The sequence below is a fragment of the Acinetobacter sp. RIT698 genome (assembly GCF_009668065.1).
Taxonomy (GTDB): Bacteria; Pseudomonadota; Gammaproteobacteria; order Pseudomonadales; family Moraxellaceae; genus Acinetobacter; species Acinetobacter guillouiae.
This window is the reverse complement of sequence record NZ_WJYH01000013.1, coordinates 66,994-82,497: the sequence shown is the minus strand read 5'-3', so window position 1 is coordinate 82,497 and position 15,504 is coordinate 66,994. Positions and strand designations below refer to the sequence as shown.

The following is a 15,504-nucleotide window of genomic DNA, read 5'->3' as shown; positions in this document are numbered from 1 at the left end:
CAATGAGAAAACTCTGCTTTGACTTCTAGCATTTTGTGCAAATCACGGGCATTTACGCCTAGTTGAATTTTTCCATTAAGCTCCACTTCGATAAATGGACTTTTACCTTCAATTTTTACAATTGCATTCATTGATATGCTCCGACTACTCATAAAGAAAAGAAAGCCAACAAGAAGATGCAATGAGTAGTCGAAACGACCATCTTCCTTTCAGGAGCTACCCTAGTCGGCTTGGATGCCATATTTCAGGCATTAAAAAAGCCGACTTGTTAAATCGGCTTCGCTTGTTAAACTTTAAATATTTGTCAATAGTTAACGTTACACCTACTGGGGTGTTTAATATAAATTCAATCACTTAAAGACAAAAAAACCGAACTAGTTAGCTCGGCATTAAGATTAAATTCTATCAATTAGCTTATATAAATTGGGAAGAGCTTCATTTTACTTCTACTTATAGATGTCTTAGTTGAAGCTTCTTAAGCCTCGCTCATTAAAGGATCGCACAAAAGTTTTAGCCGAATACTCCTGTCCTGCCTGCCTCATACAGCTGTAGGCTAAAATCAAACTAGCGAATGCGCCAATAATCATTAAAACAAATATATACGATTGATTTTCTAAAGATTTATTAATATATCTCTCAAATTCAACACTAAATATATAAGGACTAAATCCAATCATAGCGAATACCAAGTAACCTACAAATAACCATCTAATTTTTGTTTTAGAACTATCGTATGACAATAAAATTATCTCGTTAGTCTCGCTATTCCTTATCAAGGTTATGAATTTTTTACTTTTAAAATATTTTGGCGCCCAATAATCTAAATTAACAGACTTTATTAAAAATTTTAGATCAATAATGTCAGCATTATCATTACGCAATATTAATTTTGAATACCTGTTTTTTTTAGGTCGATTCACATCATCATCTGAAGCGGCAAGCACATCGTTTAATTTTTCAGAAATATCAAAATCTGTTTTTCTTTGTTCAGTGGATCTTTTTGAGTTATCTCTTGATGACCTCCACCACTCAATTAAAAAGCCAGCAATAATTGTTAAAATAGTTCCCACTAATTTTTCAAGCATTTTGTTATCTATAAAGTTAATAAAAATTTAAAATAACATATTTTCAATTCACTCTAAATTCAGCTCTAACTATCTTAGCGTAAAAATTATCATCATCCATATCTTGTGGCGCATGGACTTTATAGACTTCAAGAAAAGAAGCACCAAAGGATTGTAAGAAATCACGCCATTTAACACATAGATTTGTCATTTCAATCGTGCCTGTATTCTTTGGTGCAAAGCATTGAATTGAAATAGTGCCTATATCTCGAATACAGGGTTCATTTCCAATACCTGCAATCAAACTATCTCCATACTGAATATAAACTTTGCACCAAAGTTTATCTGATGGTGGATCAAACGGCTTACCATCTGGCGTTTTCTGATTCTCAATCCGAAGATTTGTTTTTTCCACGCCATTGAATTGACCTATTCGCTTGTATATCGCCAATTCAGCTTCCGATAATGTCATCATTTATATCTACTCGTAACTGACTGGAAAGTGATTGAATAAATACCTAAAGGCGCTTGGCCCGAATGTCCATTTTCTAGAGCAACTGCATAGGGTAAATTATTACTAATAAAAACTCGCATACCCAATTGAACACTTAGTATTTTAGCCATCCCATCTGCAATGCTTGTGGTGCCTGTTGTATCTTTTTTCTCAAAGTCGATGGTGTAATCCACACTGCCAATTGAAACTCGATTATTTCCTCTGAAAGCCCCTGTATCAACTGGACTTCTAAGGATCACACCTTGAAGCATTGCTGCTGTGATTTTTCTTTGTAATTCTGATCCATCACGTAGTACTTGGAGTGTGAATTGTGATGGTCTAAATCCTTTCCAAGTCATATTTCACCCATTAAAAAACCACCCGAAGGTGGTTTTTATTATTTATAAGCAGATTCAGTAAGTATTCTATATAAAAATTCTTTAAGTTGATCTGAGTCAAAACTATTTAATTCTTTTAAGGGTAATGTAATTTCAGATTCTTTAAGCTGAAAAGTAGCACTATCTTGTTCAAGATTTAAAAAGCTTTTATGGAAATATATGTGTTCTGCTCTGTCTACATTATTTATGTAGTCAAGAAAAATCTGCATCAATAGATCATAGTTAGTAATATCTTTAATCTTCGGATCCAATAATCTTTTATTAACTAAATACGCAGACAAATCTTTTAATATTAATTCAGTAGGTAGCATTATGTGTACTCGAATTCAAGTTGAAATAAATCATACACTTTTTCAATAAAATCCAAAATTTATTTTATAGCTTTATGTAACTCTCAACTGGCAAACCCAAATACTTCCACTTGGATCTTTACCTACATTCAAAATTTTGAATTTACCATCTGCCACCCAAACATCATCAATCTGAGGCACACCTGTTACTTCATTTTGAAGCACAGTAGCTTTTACATCCTCAACTTGATAATCAATAGGCTTTACCAAATCGCGCTTATATGAGCCAAATACACCACGTCCAGAGTATTGTTCAACGGTCACAGTAGGATAAGTTTGTGTTTCAAAGTCGAAATCACCAGATTGGATTTCTTTGGAACATGTGAAGGTGGTGATGGTATCAGCTAAATCACTATCAAATGCCTCTGCAATATCGGTCTGCAATTCGTCTCTCAATCCCATCACAATTTCCTTACCATTTGAACTCGAGACTTTGTGGTATAAGGCTTAATCAAATCCAAAATGAATTGCACTACTGCATTAATGGATTTAGAGCCATCCTGATATACCTTTTCGCTTTCAACGCTGTCAGCTTTAACACGTTTGGATTTAAGCTCTTGATCTTTATCAATATAGAGTTTTTTATCAATAATGCCTTTGATGATTTCAAAGGATGCATCTTTTAAATCCTCTGGCACATCATCAACATTTTCATAATCTTTAACCTTGCGAGCGATTAAATATGCTCGACTTTTCTTAAGAAGTTGAGCCTTGTCACTTTCACTTTGGTTATTCCAAGTATCCCCAAGCGCTTGCTCAACTTCCGATTCAGTGACAAAACTCATAACCCACCTATTTTGCTTTGGTTGTTTTCGGTTTTTCTTCATCCGTTTTATCGGCGTTTGCTTCCAATTCGGTGATACGGGCTTTCATTGCTTCAATATTATTTTGAAATGCAATAAATTCCCCTTTTGATGTTTTAAGTTGGTCTAAAGCTTCATCACGTTCTGCAACCACTTCTTCACATTCAGCTTTTGCTTCATCAACAACAGCCTGTAATTCAGGCGTGATGCCTACATTAACTTGAACTGATAGAGCCTGAGCATTTAAGAACGCATAGGCTTGTTTTACTGCTTCAGCATTTGGGAATTCATCATCGACTTCAACTGAAGTTGCGGCAGAGATAACACCTAGAAATGAAGTCCGGTAGCAAACATTTGGCTGCTGATTTTCAGGAATTGTATTTGTATAAATTACTTTCACTTTGTTCTCCAAAACAAAGGCGACCGAAGCCGCCAAGTTTATTAAGGTGTACCTGAGATTACCGCAGCAAAAGGCACAAGTTTACGATCAAACACACGCTCCCAATTCGCAGCATTTGCATATTGAGCAATTGTTGGAGTTTTATTTGGATCTTCCTCGCCTTTCCATGAGAACCCTGCAGGCTGCAAGATGTAAGTCTTACGCTCCACGATGATTTCAGAACCACCACCGTTACCACCTAATGCATCACGCTGAACTTCAACTGGATTAGTTGGAGTACCCTCACCATAACCGAAGGCACCCGTACCAAAGAACATTGAAAGGTATTGATTTGCGCCATAAGTAAGACCATCATCCATAAAGATTGGCTTACCAAGGTAGGTGGTTAAGATGATGTTACCTTGAGAGTCTTTCACATACTCAATCAGGTCTTTTTGCACCATCTGCTTCATAACAACAGAGTGCACGCCAATTGCAGCAAACTGATCAGCTGCATCACCAGCGGTAAATGCTGCATCCTGCATTGCCGTAGCTGTCATCGCTGCCCCTGCATCAATAACCATATCACCTGAGTTGTTTGCAAGATTCGACGCAATCACGCCACGTGCTGCACCTAACAAATAACGCTGCCATTGACGCTCCCAATACTTTCCATAACGGTTGCGAATGTGTTGCATTGGTTCGCTGTTGGCAAGCTCAGTCGTTAAATCTGACACGCCATAAGGCTTGTTGAGATAGAGTGTACGAGCTTGCATCTTGCCTTGCGACGCCTTACCCACTTTACCTTTTTGATCTGGATCATCTGTAGAGACGTTTGCTTCTTCATTGGCATCAAGATCTTGCCAGTAAGAGACTGTTGAAGTGCCTTGACCATTATTTGCAATGTCGCTCAAAGCTGGGTTTTTGGTAACGATACCTGACTGATAAACTGCCGTTTTTTCAGGTGAATTCACTGGATTTAATGTTTGGTAGTAATCCCCAACAAAAATATCCGCAATACGAGTAGCTGGCATAAATTAGTTTTCCTTAGTTTTTAATAACTGTTGAAATGCGTTTGGATTTTCACGAGCAATTGCTGCTCGTTCTGATTCTGTATAGTCAGACCATTTTTTAGTTGATGTTCCTGAACCTGGTGCACCAGAACCTTGTGCTTTAGGGAAGAAATAAGACTTGGTTTCGCGCAGGCTTTCGACCCATTCTTTAGGGCTCAATGGTGTTGTGCCATCTTTCCCAATGATTGTTTCGCCATTGGCATCGATCATCACAGCATTGCCTTTTTCATCTAAAGCAAACTGAGATAAAGCCAAGGCCGTAACATCGTCTGTCGCTTCTGATAAACCACCAACACCACTGAACGCTTGAGCGATCTGACCTTTCACTACTGAATGTTTAAACTGGTTTGCATATGCTTCCGCTTTATTTGCCCGCTCAGTTTCAGCCTGTAGTTGTTTGTCATGGTCCTGCTTCATTTTTTCAGTACGCTTTTGAATGACTTCATCAATCTTGCCCTCGGCAATTAGTTTTGATTCTTCATCCATATTGGCTTTTGAAAGAAGGTCCTTAACTGCTGTTAAATCCACACCTTCCAACTGCTTTTTAATGCCTGAAAGCTCAGTGTTTAAGTCTTTGTTCTTACCAAGCAGTTCATCATTTTTTGCCTTCAAGCCTTTGACCTGTTCATCTACAGCATTTTTGATTGCCTCTTGAATTTCAGGATTGTTTAAATCAACTATATTGTCTTCTGACATGTAATATTCCTCGAATAACCGCCTAGCGGATTTGTGAACCTGAGCTTTGCGCAGGCAATAAAAAACCGCCTTTCGGCGGTTATGTAATTAAAATTTAATTAGATGCAGACTTTTGTGGTTGCCAAAAATCTTGCTTGATTAGTGATTTTGTTAATTGGCACCCAAGTGAATTTATAGTTTTCTCTGCGTACTATACTTTTGGTAACTTTTCCGTTTGAATTAACTACAGCATCAGCGATTAATGCAACTTTTTTATTCAAACAATTAACTTTTACTTTAATAAAGCGTTTTCCAAGCCAAGTAGGTTTACCGTTTGGCTTCATTACTCCAGTAAACATCATTGATACTACTGGTAAACCATCTCCATAAAATTCCCTTTTTGAATTATTAATATACATAGCATCCTCAGTATTTTTATAAAAAAATACCCAGTTTGAATTTACTTTCTGAATATCTGTATTCACTGTTGAAGAATTATAATTCCTAATGGTATTAGTATAACCAGTACTATACGATCCTTTAGGAACTGGTTCTGTAAGTGGTCGATTATAGTTTTTTGATTCAGATGAGTAATTATTAGAATACTGGTAACTTCCATTTGACTGGTAAGAAGGCTGCGTTTTGGTACCTAACTTACCAGTATATGGATTTATATTACCTATGGTACTCCAATTATTGTTAAAATTCCCATCCGGGTTTGATCTCATATGAGGTCGAACATACGTTCCATCTTTTCGATGATAACCACGGACTGAGACATCTGCTAAAGTTAACTCGCTAATCAGCGTCAGTAAAACTAGTGAAACAATATACTTATACATATAGTTACATAAAAATTACATTTATTAACATTATATCATTTTAAGCATACTAAATGTTTTCTCATCCATCTCTTTTAACTGCTTCAACGTATATTTCCGATCAGTCAAAGGGTCAATGAATCGCTGAATTGAATATTTTCCAGTTTTCCATAATTCATATCGAGTCTTACCAAGCCATTCAATTTGGTATTCTTTGCTCTGATGTGGAAACCAATCTTTATATGAAGTATTAGCATCAACTTGACCTATCTTGCCATCACGCTGATCTTTCGGAATATCTTTTACAGCTCGATTATCTGCTACAAATGGTCTTAATCCTGCAATCTTCCCATCAGCATCCACACCAAGCAACGAAGATCGACAATGCGGATGCAATGGTGGATGCCTGATATTTGGATCACCTTTTTTCCAAATGGTTTGATCTAAAGACGCGCACAGTAATGAAGTTCTTCCATCAAGCACACTAAAGAACTTGTAGAAATCAAATCCCAAAGCATCCCAAGTAGACAAATAAGATTGATTCGACACATGGCTTCGGGCAGTTCTAACAACTCGATCAACATCTTTAAACGATTGATCGATCAAACCATCATAATGAACTTTCTTTCCATCAATGGCTTTGTCATAACCGCGAATACGTTTAATGATTTCATAATTAGTTTGACCAGAATTAATTCCATCTCGAATCGCATATTCAACTTTTTGGCGCGCTGTCGTGGCAATATTTTCAAGTAAGCTATCTACTAAAGCACCACCAGTTAAAGGTTTATGCCTGATCTTAGTGTATAACTTTTTGCCATCAGGCTCTTTAACTGGGTTATTTAGTGCCTTGGATAACCACATTGATTCGTAAACAGCAAATGCTGTTGCCGTGACAGCAAAAGTTTCAGGCAGTGCGACACTTAAATTTAAAAACCATTCATTAATAAGGCTGCGCACTTCTTTGAGCTTTGGTGTTGTGTACTGTGCACCAGATAAGGCAATTTTCTCTTGATCACTCAGCTCATCCAATAAATCACGAAGTTTCACAACCATTTCATTAGATTGGTTATTAAAAAGCTGCCAAAGCTCATTAACAGTTTGACTCGATGCACGATGCAAGTAAGTTTGATGCTGAATAAATGCATTAAGAAAAGCTTGTTCTTGAATCGAGTTGTTCATCGTCTAACCCATATTTAGTGTGCCTTCAGTTTCTTGTTCAACCTTAAGCAATTCTTCTTGATATCCACCTTCAGGAAGTTTGCCAGTAGCAATGTAGTCCCAATAAGTTGAGAACGAGTTTTTACCAGCCAAAGCACCTTCATAAAGTTGCTTAGCTAGGTTAATGTCATAGGATTGATTGGAAAATTCAGCTTTCACTGTAAATACATAATCATTAGGGTTTAGACCAAGCCATTGCGCTGCATATTTCAATGCTTGTTCAATGCCTTCGGCAGCGCAAGTCACAATGCTGTGTAAGCTTGCGTGCTGATCATCTTGTCTTGCTCGACGTGCTTCACCTGATTCTTGGGTATTGGTATCAATAACCTTTGCACCTGCTTCTAATGCAGCATTCTTTTGAGAATCCATTTCAGCTTTGGTTTTATCAATACCTACGCCTTCGATCTCTAAATATCCGCATTCTGCTTCCAAAGGTAAATCCCAAACAGCCATTACACCCGTAACACTGATCTCATCATCATCCGATAGGCCACTAATCCATGGTTGCGGATGAGCTGTATGATGAAGTGATTGAAAATAGTCAGCAGATAATTGGTAATACTTAATCGCAGCCTTTGCCATTGATAAGAGTGGAATTGAACCAACGTTTGGCGAATTGTTTGTTGCACCAATAAAAACAAAAGTAATAAAACCTAGATTATTGTTTCCAATTTTTGGTGTTTTTTCTTCAGTTTTCCCACCATCATGTAGGAACACTTCAAAATTACCATCATTTAATTCTAAAGAACGCTGAACTGTCTTTGTGTTATGGCTGAACTTATCTTCACCTGAACTATGTTGTTCTTCTAAAACAACCAATGTTGTGTCTTTACGCCCCTCAACACTGTTTTCCTTCCAGTTGATGATAGACAGTGCGTCATACAGAGCAAAATAAGGTTTTCCATCCCCATCAACATCGATGTAAAGCCCACAACGGCCAAATTCAATAATCTGCTCAACTATTCGAATGAATAACTGCTTTAATCCGAATCCATCATTTGTTGCATTTTCTTCTAAATGCTTCATCAAATTACTTTTGATCTGAATTTCAGGAGTAAGTTTAGAAACTAAGCCAATCATGGTCCGCAAAGAATCTTGGACCCACAATGGATATTGAGCTCGCTGCAGATATCCATTATAGATTTCTTTACCTAATGGACTTTGCTTTTCTGCTTCGATTTGACCTGCTGACTTTGGTAGATACTTGGTTGTAGCCTCTTTTATAGTTTCTTCGCCAGCAACAGAGCTTGAATCCCGCATCAGTTGCCAACTCTTTTTGACCGCTGCGTACTGCGGATGTTGATCTGTAACTGCCATATTAATACCAATAAAAAAGCACCCGAAGGTGCAAACTGTTTAAGCCATCCCTCGAATTCTTCGAGTTTTGACTTTCTGAACATGTTTAACTGCTATGTAAGGTTCCAAGGCATATCTCAGTGCATCAGCATAGTGATTGTCTTTATCCAAGATTTCTGTAGTAATTTCATCGAATTTATCTTTCTTATAACTGTAGGCCATCAATTCCGCATAGCAATTATCAGCATCAGGATGAACAACAATTTCATCAAAAGATTGAATGTAGACTACGCCATCCTCAACCGATCCTGACCATTTCACGCAAGCTTTTAACAATGGTAAAGGACATTCTTTATCCTTCTGAACTTTACTGATTGTTTCTGGTCTTGAATTATCCGCTCTTGAAGTATTGGATTTCAGTTTTGGAATGTGTCTATACAACCAAGAAGCAGTGTCATCTAACTCTAAACCAACCCTACTTGCTGCATTTCGAATGTATAGGGTGCGTCCTTTCACATAAGCTTCAATTGCTGCAACTGGATCTGTACTAAATCCCCAATCCACGCCCAACATTGGATCACCAAAACTTTCATCAACTTCAAATTCACGCTGTCTAAGCTTTTTACCGAATATTGACGCCTCAGAAAGCTTTAAAAACTTCCCACCCCATATCCACTCATAACGACCTGCATCACCTCTAGCATCACGTAGGCGCTGATTGTTTAAAGATTCAGGAAACCAAGGATTGTCACGCCAACCAATACTAATATGTAGAGTTCGATTATCTTTTTTAGCTACAAACTCTTGCCAAGTTGGGTCAGTTTCAAATTTCGGGTTAAACACTACATAAATTCTAACCTTTCCATAACGAGGCGTTGGTCTAACAATATCCCATGAGTTTTGACTCACATTTTCAGCTTCATCCACAAGCACAACACGTAATTTCGTAATTGACTTTATGCTTGTGATGTTTGACTTCAATCCTGCAAAAATAAAGCGTGCACCAGTTATTAGGTTGGTAATTTCATCTTTGAGAATTTTAAATTGCTCATCCAAGCCAAGCTGTGAAATCTTAGCGACCAGCATCGAATAGATTGAGTCATCAATAGACTTTTGAATCTCGCGACAACAAAGAATCACCCCATCATCAATATACGACTCCAAAATTCCGATGTGTGCCAATGCTTCAGACTTTGCACCACCTCGTCCACCTTCCCAAACAATTGCGTCATATAGACAGGTATTCAAATTTTCGAAAGCTGGAGTCAGCTTAAACGGTATCTTTATCTCCATCTGGCTTAACTCCAACAATGTTAAAAGTTGGCGCTTGAATCTTTAAATTACCCGTCAACTTCACTTCTTCTTTAAACATTCCAAGATGCTTCATCATCAATTCAAGTGATTTGTTAGCACCACTCTGATCAAACTTGTATTGTGGAGCCACACTGCCATCGGGGCCTTCCACCAAAACTGGGAAACCATCACGATCCAAAACTTCTTCCGATTGCATGCAACGCTCTGCAACAGACTTGAGGCTTTTTAAAATATAATAAGCATCAATACCCAGCTCTTCTGCGCGTTCTTCTTGCAAGTATTTAATTCGCTCTTGAACATCGGGTCTTAATATTGCTCGAAATGCATTTGATTTATCTGTGTAGCCTGCCTTTTCTCCTGCTTTTTTCTTATTTGCAGTCTCAACATAGGCTTGCGCTAAATTCTCATGTTGCTGATTGGCTAGTGGCTCACTCCCTGCTGGAAGTTCGATGTTTTCCATTTAAACCTCCCTCAATATTTTGAATAAACCCATTAATCTGCTTCACTCTCAACTCACACTGATTCTTAAACGCCCACGTTGAATTAAGATGATTAAGCGAGAGTAAACGTGCTTTATCTTGTTCGAGTAGTTTGAGGTTCTTTTGCGCTTCGAGTTTGTTCATAGATCACCCTAATCCATAGCCTTCCATAGTCATCTCCAAGACAAAATAAAACCCCTTTCGGGGCAAAGGAAACGTAGCTAAAGGTTAGAACAAAGCAATACGCTTTGCTAAGACATCACTGTACTGATCCATAATTTCAGCTTGCTTGTTGAGTAATTTCCATTGCTCATCATCAATGAATGCTGGTTGACCTTTGTCGAGGAGGTTTTCAAGCGCATCAAGCTTTTGTGTTAATTCGATTTGCTCTAAACGCACTCGGTCTTGTGGGGTTTGTGACTGGTGATAAGATTTTTCAAAAACGTCACGTGGCGACCAAGAAATATAACCCTTATGACGTTCATCATTTGGCTTGCCACCATCGACATATTCAACCAAATAACCTTGCTCAGCTGGATCTTCATTTTCAGGAATAGTCCAACCTCGGTACTCGTTATACTCACCGCGTGACATTGTTGTTGCTAATACTGATTTTGTACCAATGAATGCAACCATTGATAATGCTAATAATTTTGACATCTTCACTTTCCTCTAGGCATTAAAAAACCCCTCAACGGGGTTTCATTTAATTGAATTCTTTATTCAGGGGTACAATTGTACTTAGTTCCTACAAGATCTTTCTTATTGTCTTCAATTTCACTAATAGTCTGAGCTTTATAACCTTGAAATTCACTTTTACTAGGCGGGTCTATATTGTTACTTTTGAGCATATTTTCATAATCCTCAAAGTTATCAATTAAATAACTCTGAAAATTTAATTTTGCCTGATTTTTTAAACAGAACATATTTTTTGAAAGCGCATTATCGCCATTCATAGATCCTACTGCTTGAGAAACTGAAGACTCTAGTTTTTCAGATAGCTCTGCATAATTCTTCTCAAAATCTTCTTTTTGATAGGCATTGGCATAGCCGCAAACAAATAAAGAAATTACTAATATGATATTTTTCATGTTTTATACTGCTTAATTATATATTAAATATATATAACAAATATTAAAGAATTAAAAAACCCCTTGGGAGGGGCTTGGTTGATATCTATACTTAATGTTTCTATCTACAATTGTATTCAGCACCCCTAGATACATTAACGCGTTTTTCCATTGATAAAATCCTGCTGGACAATTCTGTTTCCATTTCTTGTTTAGTTGGTGGATTAACATTGTCGGAAGTAAGCATTGTTTTATAATCATCATAATTATTAACAATGTAACCGTAAAATTGAATTGCCACTTTATTTAGATTGCAGTACAGAAAACTTTCTTCCGCATCTGATTTCAAATCAGGCTCAACGTTTCCATCAATAGATGCCAGTCTTGGCTTTTGCTTTAATGAGAAATCCATAAGTTTATCAGTCGCGACCGACAGAGCTAGAGTATTTAGCCAATACTGCTTCTCAAAATCTTTGTTTTTATATGCAAAGGAATGGCCACAAATGAATAATGTGAATATTAATAGAATTGGTTTCATGTTGATTACAGTTAAATTTTTTCACATTGTAAACTAAAAAATGTTAAAGCATTAAAAAACCACCGTTAAGGTGGTTAGTTTTATTAGTAATTCTAATCATCAAAATCTTTATATTCAGTTACTACTTTACTTGTTAAAGTTTTGTCAAATTCTTGCAAAGCTACTAAAACAACGTTTTGGTCTGTTGTTTTACCATTAATTTTATAAGGCACAGCATGATCCAAATCAATGTTAGGTAATACCTTACTTACAGAGGGTAGTTTCATCAATATGTTATGTATTACTGACGCATTACCCTGATCTTCACATATTACCTCAAACTCACTTTCATTTTCATTATTAAATTTTAATTCAAAATTGCCTTCACTTTTATATGACATAATTATCTCCTTGTAATAGTAGATTATTTTATAACATATAAACTTTTAAAAGCCCACAATCATTAAAATTTTTGTTGAAATATGGTACGCCATGTAGGGCTCGAACCTACAACCATTGGTATAGAAAACCCATGCTCTATCCAGTTGAGCTAATGGCGCATAAAAGGCGCTGTTACGCACCTTTTAATTTTATTATGACCTGCAGTCTTATTTAACCTAAACCATAGCCATCTTTCATGACCTTTCTCCCGATCATATTACTTGTGCACGTCACAAGCACCTTTATAAAATTTAGACGTAAAAAAAGACGCATAAGCGCCTTTAACTCAAATTCTTTGGTATATCTTCCATTGTGAACTCTACATCATACTGAGTCTTAATGAATTGAAACAAATCATCAAACATTGCCTGATAGCTTTCAGCCAAATCATTAGCAGCTTTAAGGCTTTCAGTGGCATTAATTGCTATTTCTGATAGCTTTTTATTTTCAGCCTCAAGCCTTTCTATTTCCTTCAGAAGAACATCAATATTCATTGAACTACACTCTGAGTTTTTCCATAGCATAGACTAATTTCAGAAAAGCAAAAAGCCCACATTTCTGTGAGCTACTCGTCTTTCCGAGCTGTCAACATTTGCATCTACAACTTTTTGAGTTGCTATCTAATAATAAATGATTATCAATAATATTTCAAAAAAATGGTAAAAAAATACCCACTTCATTTAGAGGAAAGTGGGTATATGAAATTTAAACTGTGTGGATTACCATAACTTCGTCCACTATAACAGAAATATGCCATATTGCGGTCGACCAGTCAATATCTATCCAATCTTCATGCGGTTATCACGAGAATGAATGGCAAACTTCGCACAGCTGATCATTGTGTGAGTCATTTGTTTAGATTGATTAGTAATCTCAGCCACAGCACTTAGACTTCGATTCTCCACCTTGTGCTTAACTAAACACATCACTGCATACTTAACTTGATAATCCACTGAATCACTTTTAAAAATACTTCTCAGCAATGCCTGTACCTGCTCTGCCTCAAAGTCACTAATCTCACAACGGATATAACACTTCGAGTTACGTGGCGTTTTATCTGCTTCACGAATCAACCAATAGATCTGATTAACATGCAATCCATCAGGCAATTCACCACCTTTCAAACGAGCGGTTTCACACCAAGCGCCAAATTGCTCAAGCCATCCATCAATTGTGTATTTAGACCAATCCATAATTCTCACCGCTGCGTTCATAATTGCCCCTTAAACTTTTTCGAAATCAAACCCATCACGGCTTGTATAGATTTTTGCGATGTGACGTAATGCTTCATCCTCTGTGTTAAACATCATTGAGAATGTTTTAAATTGAATCTTCTTACCGTTAGATAAGACCTCATGTTTGAATTTATATTCTGAGAATTTAAGGCCCGACATTTTTGTGAAAGCCATTAGGAAATAGCTCAGCTTCTCTCCAACATGCCAAATTAAGTTCTCAGGTATGAATCTCAACTGATCCCGAATTAATTCACGACAGAATGGATGTCGTACACGCTGATGATCAGAATTAATAATCCATTCGATGTCATCTAGTCGCTGTAGGTATTCGATCAGGTTTTTAATTTGATTGACTTCAAGTAGATCGGAAAAATCACCAAGTGGAGTTGCGTACAATGTTGGCGTATCGACCCACTCAAACTCAGGAACATCAATTTCTAATTTGATTTTCATACCTTCACCTTCTTAATCGCTTCTTCAATCCAACCAACGACAATCCCTTTCTTAACCTGCTCTGTAGTACCTCGAATTACTACCCAACCAAGAATTGCCGCTGCACTGTATTTTTCACAATCTGCTGAATAACCTTTGCCCCTTGTATGCCGACCACCTGAGAACACACCTCCCTCAACTTCCACAAGAATTGGATAGCCCTCGATACGGAAATCAGCTTTCCACTTCCGCTCAGGATGAAACTTAAACTCTTGCACATATTCGATTTTTAAAGCGTCTAGGTGACGGCATAAAAGCCGTTCACCCAATGATGGTTCATGTTTCTGTCTTGGCATTAGGACTGACCTAGCCACTGGCTTCGACTGCGTCTGCCACCCTTTAGGAATTTGCATTGTTGGCTCCCTTGCCTGATTCAAACCAGTCGATCAATGCTTTCAATCTCTGACTTGTTATGAGACCGTCGTAATCACGATTGTGTACACAGACCAAATCTTCATAGTGGTCGCCAACTTTTGATTTTTCGCAAAGATAAATAACTTCATTGCCTTGACCTAAGCATCCCAAACTTAAGACCCTCCTTCTGCCTAAGTCATAAACGAGAGTATTCATAATTGTTGGGTGAGGTAATTCTTTAAATCCCATCTCCAAAGCTTCTGATCTATTCATGCTCACCTCGCAGGGCTTTATCTGCCAGATCCCTGTAAAAATCTCTTAGACCCCATGATCCAAAGTCAGTTTCATAATTTTCTGGATGTGATTCCCATGACTTGATCTGAGTTAGTGCCAATTCAAGCTCTGCAATCCGCTTGTCTTTCTCTTCAACCTCCACCTTTTGCTTGGCAAGCAACTGTGTTTGATTTAAGAGGGCTTCGGTCATTGCGTCGAATTCGGATTGTCGGGATTGCCATGTCATAAAAGCAATTTGCACAGATGTGTGACGATATTCATAGCGACCATCAACAAAATGAAATAGATCCATTTTGAAATAATTCTGCTCTTCGAGCATTTGATAGGCTATGGTTGTTTTAAACCAATCCTCAAACGCTTCTCTGCACTTATTCATGACGTTCTGCCTCCTTATTCGCTTCAAGCCATTGGTTCATCATGTAGTCAATTTCTTTCCAGTTATCCGCATGACGTTCAATAAGGCTGAATGCGACACCACCTGACATTCCTTTCCAATCTTGGGTAAGCTCTTCTTTGCGATCATCTGTGAGTTCAGGTGATTTAAATGCATCAAGAAAACTATCTATTTCTGTGCCAATGTCTGTGTTGTCATGCTCTGAAATGGCGGTGCGGAGGTCGTTAATACGAATCATGCTTTCAATCTGACACTGAATTTCAGGGATGTGTGCAAATGCCTCATTAACCCAATGGCGACCATCATTCGAGACGTGTGTCATTTGCGGGTGGAGAGGATCG

The 15,504-nt window shown here is 37.5% G+C and carries 11 protein-coding genes, 1 tRNA gene and 1 pseudogene; all 13 read right to left on the bottom strand.

What is annotated here, in order from left to right; all coding sequences use genetic code 11:
* Window positions 1-9,843: 9,843 nt before the first annotated feature.
* The 13 genes and pseudogenes from GJV03_RS08160 to GJV03_RS08095 all read right to left on the bottom strand — a co-directional run bounded on the left by GJV03_RS08160 (window position 9,844) and on the right by GJV03_RS08095 (window position 15,485).
* Window positions 9,844-10,347, bottom strand: a complete 504-nt coding sequence (locus tag GJV03_RS08160; RefSeq protein ID WP_154129840.1) for a terminase small subunit — start codon at window positions 10,345-10,347, stop codon at window positions 9,844-9,846.
* A 445-nt stretch (window positions 10,348-10,792) separates the two neighbouring features.
* Window positions 10,793-10,960: pseudogene (locus GJV03_RS08150) on the bottom strand (DUF2829 domain-containing protein); the annotation flags it as partial.
* Window positions 10,961-11,085: 125 nt separating this feature from the next.
* The gene (locus GJV03_RS08145) at window positions 11,086-11,457 is read right to left on the bottom strand and encodes a hypothetical protein (RefSeq protein WP_154129838.1); all 372 of its coding nucleotides are present in this window, start codon (window positions 11,455-11,457) and stop codon (window positions 11,086-11,088) included.
* A gap of 100 nt (window positions 11,458-11,557) precedes the next feature.
* A complete protein-coding gene (locus tag GJV03_RS08140; protein WP_154129837.1) occupies window positions 11,558-11,974 on the bottom strand; it encodes a hypothetical protein in 417 nt (138 codons plus the stop codon).
* 92 nt (window positions 11,975-12,066) lie between these two features.
* Window positions 12,067-12,354, bottom strand: coding sequence for a hypothetical protein (locus tag GJV03_RS08135; protein ID WP_154129836.1), 288 nt, complete (start codon window positions 12,352-12,354; stop codon window positions 12,067-12,069).
* An 82-nt stretch (window positions 12,355-12,436) separates the two neighbouring features.
* Window positions 12,437-12,513: transfer RNA gene (locus GJV03_RS08130), tRNA-Arg, on the bottom strand.
* 162 nt (window positions 12,514-12,675) lie between these two features.
* Entirely contained in the window at window positions 12,676-12,888 is a 213-nt protein-coding gene (locus GJV03_RS08125; RefSeq protein WP_154129835.1) for a hypothetical protein, read from the bottom strand.
* A 285-nt stretch (window positions 12,889-13,173) separates the two neighbouring features.
* Window positions 13,174-13,608 carry a hypothetical protein gene (locus GJV03_RS08120; protein WP_105713175.1) on the bottom strand — a complete coding sequence of 145 codons (435 nt, stop codon included), beginning with the start codon at window positions 13,606-13,608 and terminating at the stop codon, window positions 13,174-13,176.
* A 9-nt stretch (window positions 13,609-13,617) separates the two neighbouring features.
* Window positions 13,618-14,082: a hypothetical protein gene (locus GJV03_RS08115; protein ID WP_154129834.1), complete on the bottom strand. Its 465-nt coding sequence runs from the start codon at window positions 14,080-14,082 to the stop codon at window positions 13,618-13,620.
* Window positions 14,079-14,474, bottom strand: a complete 396-nt coding sequence (locus GJV03_RS08110; protein ID WP_154129833.1) for a hypothetical protein — start codon at window positions 14,472-14,474, stop codon at window positions 14,079-14,081. The genes GJV03_RS08115 and GJV03_RS08110 overlap by 4 nt, the downstream gene beginning before the upstream one ends.
* Window positions 14,461-14,748: a hypothetical protein gene (locus GJV03_RS08105; protein WP_154129832.1), complete on the bottom strand. Its 288-nt coding sequence runs from the start codon at window positions 14,746-14,748 to the stop codon at window positions 14,461-14,463. Before GJV03_RS08105 ends, GJV03_RS08110 begins: the two co-directional genes overlap by 14 nt.
* Window positions 14,741-15,145, bottom strand: coding sequence for a hypothetical protein (locus GJV03_RS08100; protein WP_154129831.1), 405 nt, complete (start codon window positions 15,143-15,145; stop codon window positions 14,741-14,743). Before GJV03_RS08100 ends, GJV03_RS08105 begins: the two co-directional genes overlap by 8 nt.
* Entirely contained in the window at window positions 15,138-15,485 is a 348-nt protein-coding gene (locus GJV03_RS08095) for a hypothetical protein (RefSeq protein ID WP_154129830.1), read from the bottom strand. The genes GJV03_RS08100 and GJV03_RS08095 overlap by 8 nt, the downstream gene beginning before the upstream one ends.
* Window positions 15,486-15,504 lie beyond the last annotated feature (19 nt).

Excerpts from the sequence above, each read along its gene's own strand:
- GJV03_RS08160 (WP_154129840.1), bottom strand. The coding sequence starts at position 10,347 with ATGGAAAACATCGAACTTCCAGCAGGGAGTGAGCCACTAGCCAATCAG.
- GJV03_RS08145 (WP_154129838.1), bottom strand. The coding sequence starts at position 11,457 with ATGAAAAATATCATATTAGTAATTTCTTTATTTGTTTGCGGCTATGCC.
- GJV03_RS08140 (WP_154129837.1), bottom strand. The coding sequence starts at position 11,974 with ATGAAACCAATTCTATTAATATTCACATTATTCATTTGTGGCCATTCC.
- GJV03_RS08135 (WP_154129836.1), bottom strand. The coding sequence starts at position 12,354 with ATGTCATATAAAAGTGAAGGCAATTTTGAATTAAAATTTAATAATGAA.
- GJV03_RS08125 (WP_154129835.1), bottom strand. The coding sequence starts at position 12,888 with ATGAATATTGATGTTCTTCTGAAGGAAATAGAAAGGCTTGAGGCTGAA.
- GJV03_RS08120 (WP_105713175.1), bottom strand. The coding sequence starts at position 13,608 with ATGAACGCAGCGGTGAGAATTATGGATTGGTCTAAATACACAATTGAT.
- GJV03_RS08115 (WP_154129834.1), bottom strand. The coding sequence starts at position 14,082 with ATGAAAATCAAATTAGAAATTGATGTTCCTGAGTTTGAGTGGGTCGAT.
- GJV03_RS08110 (WP_154129833.1), bottom strand. The coding sequence starts at position 14,474 with ATGCAAATTCCTAAAGGGTGGCAGACGCAGTCGAAGCCAGTGGCTAGG.
- GJV03_RS08105 (WP_154129832.1), bottom strand. The coding sequence starts at position 14,748 with ATGAATAGATCAGAAGCTTTGGAGATGGGATTTAAAGAATTACCTCAC.
- GJV03_RS08100 (WP_154129831.1), bottom strand. The coding sequence starts at position 15,145 with ATGAATAAGTGCAGAGAAGCGTTTGAGGATTGGTTTAAAACAACCATA.
- GJV03_RS08095 (WP_154129830.1), bottom strand. The coding sequence starts at position 15,485 with ATGACACACGTCTCGAATGATGGTCGCCATTGGGTTAATGAGGCATTT.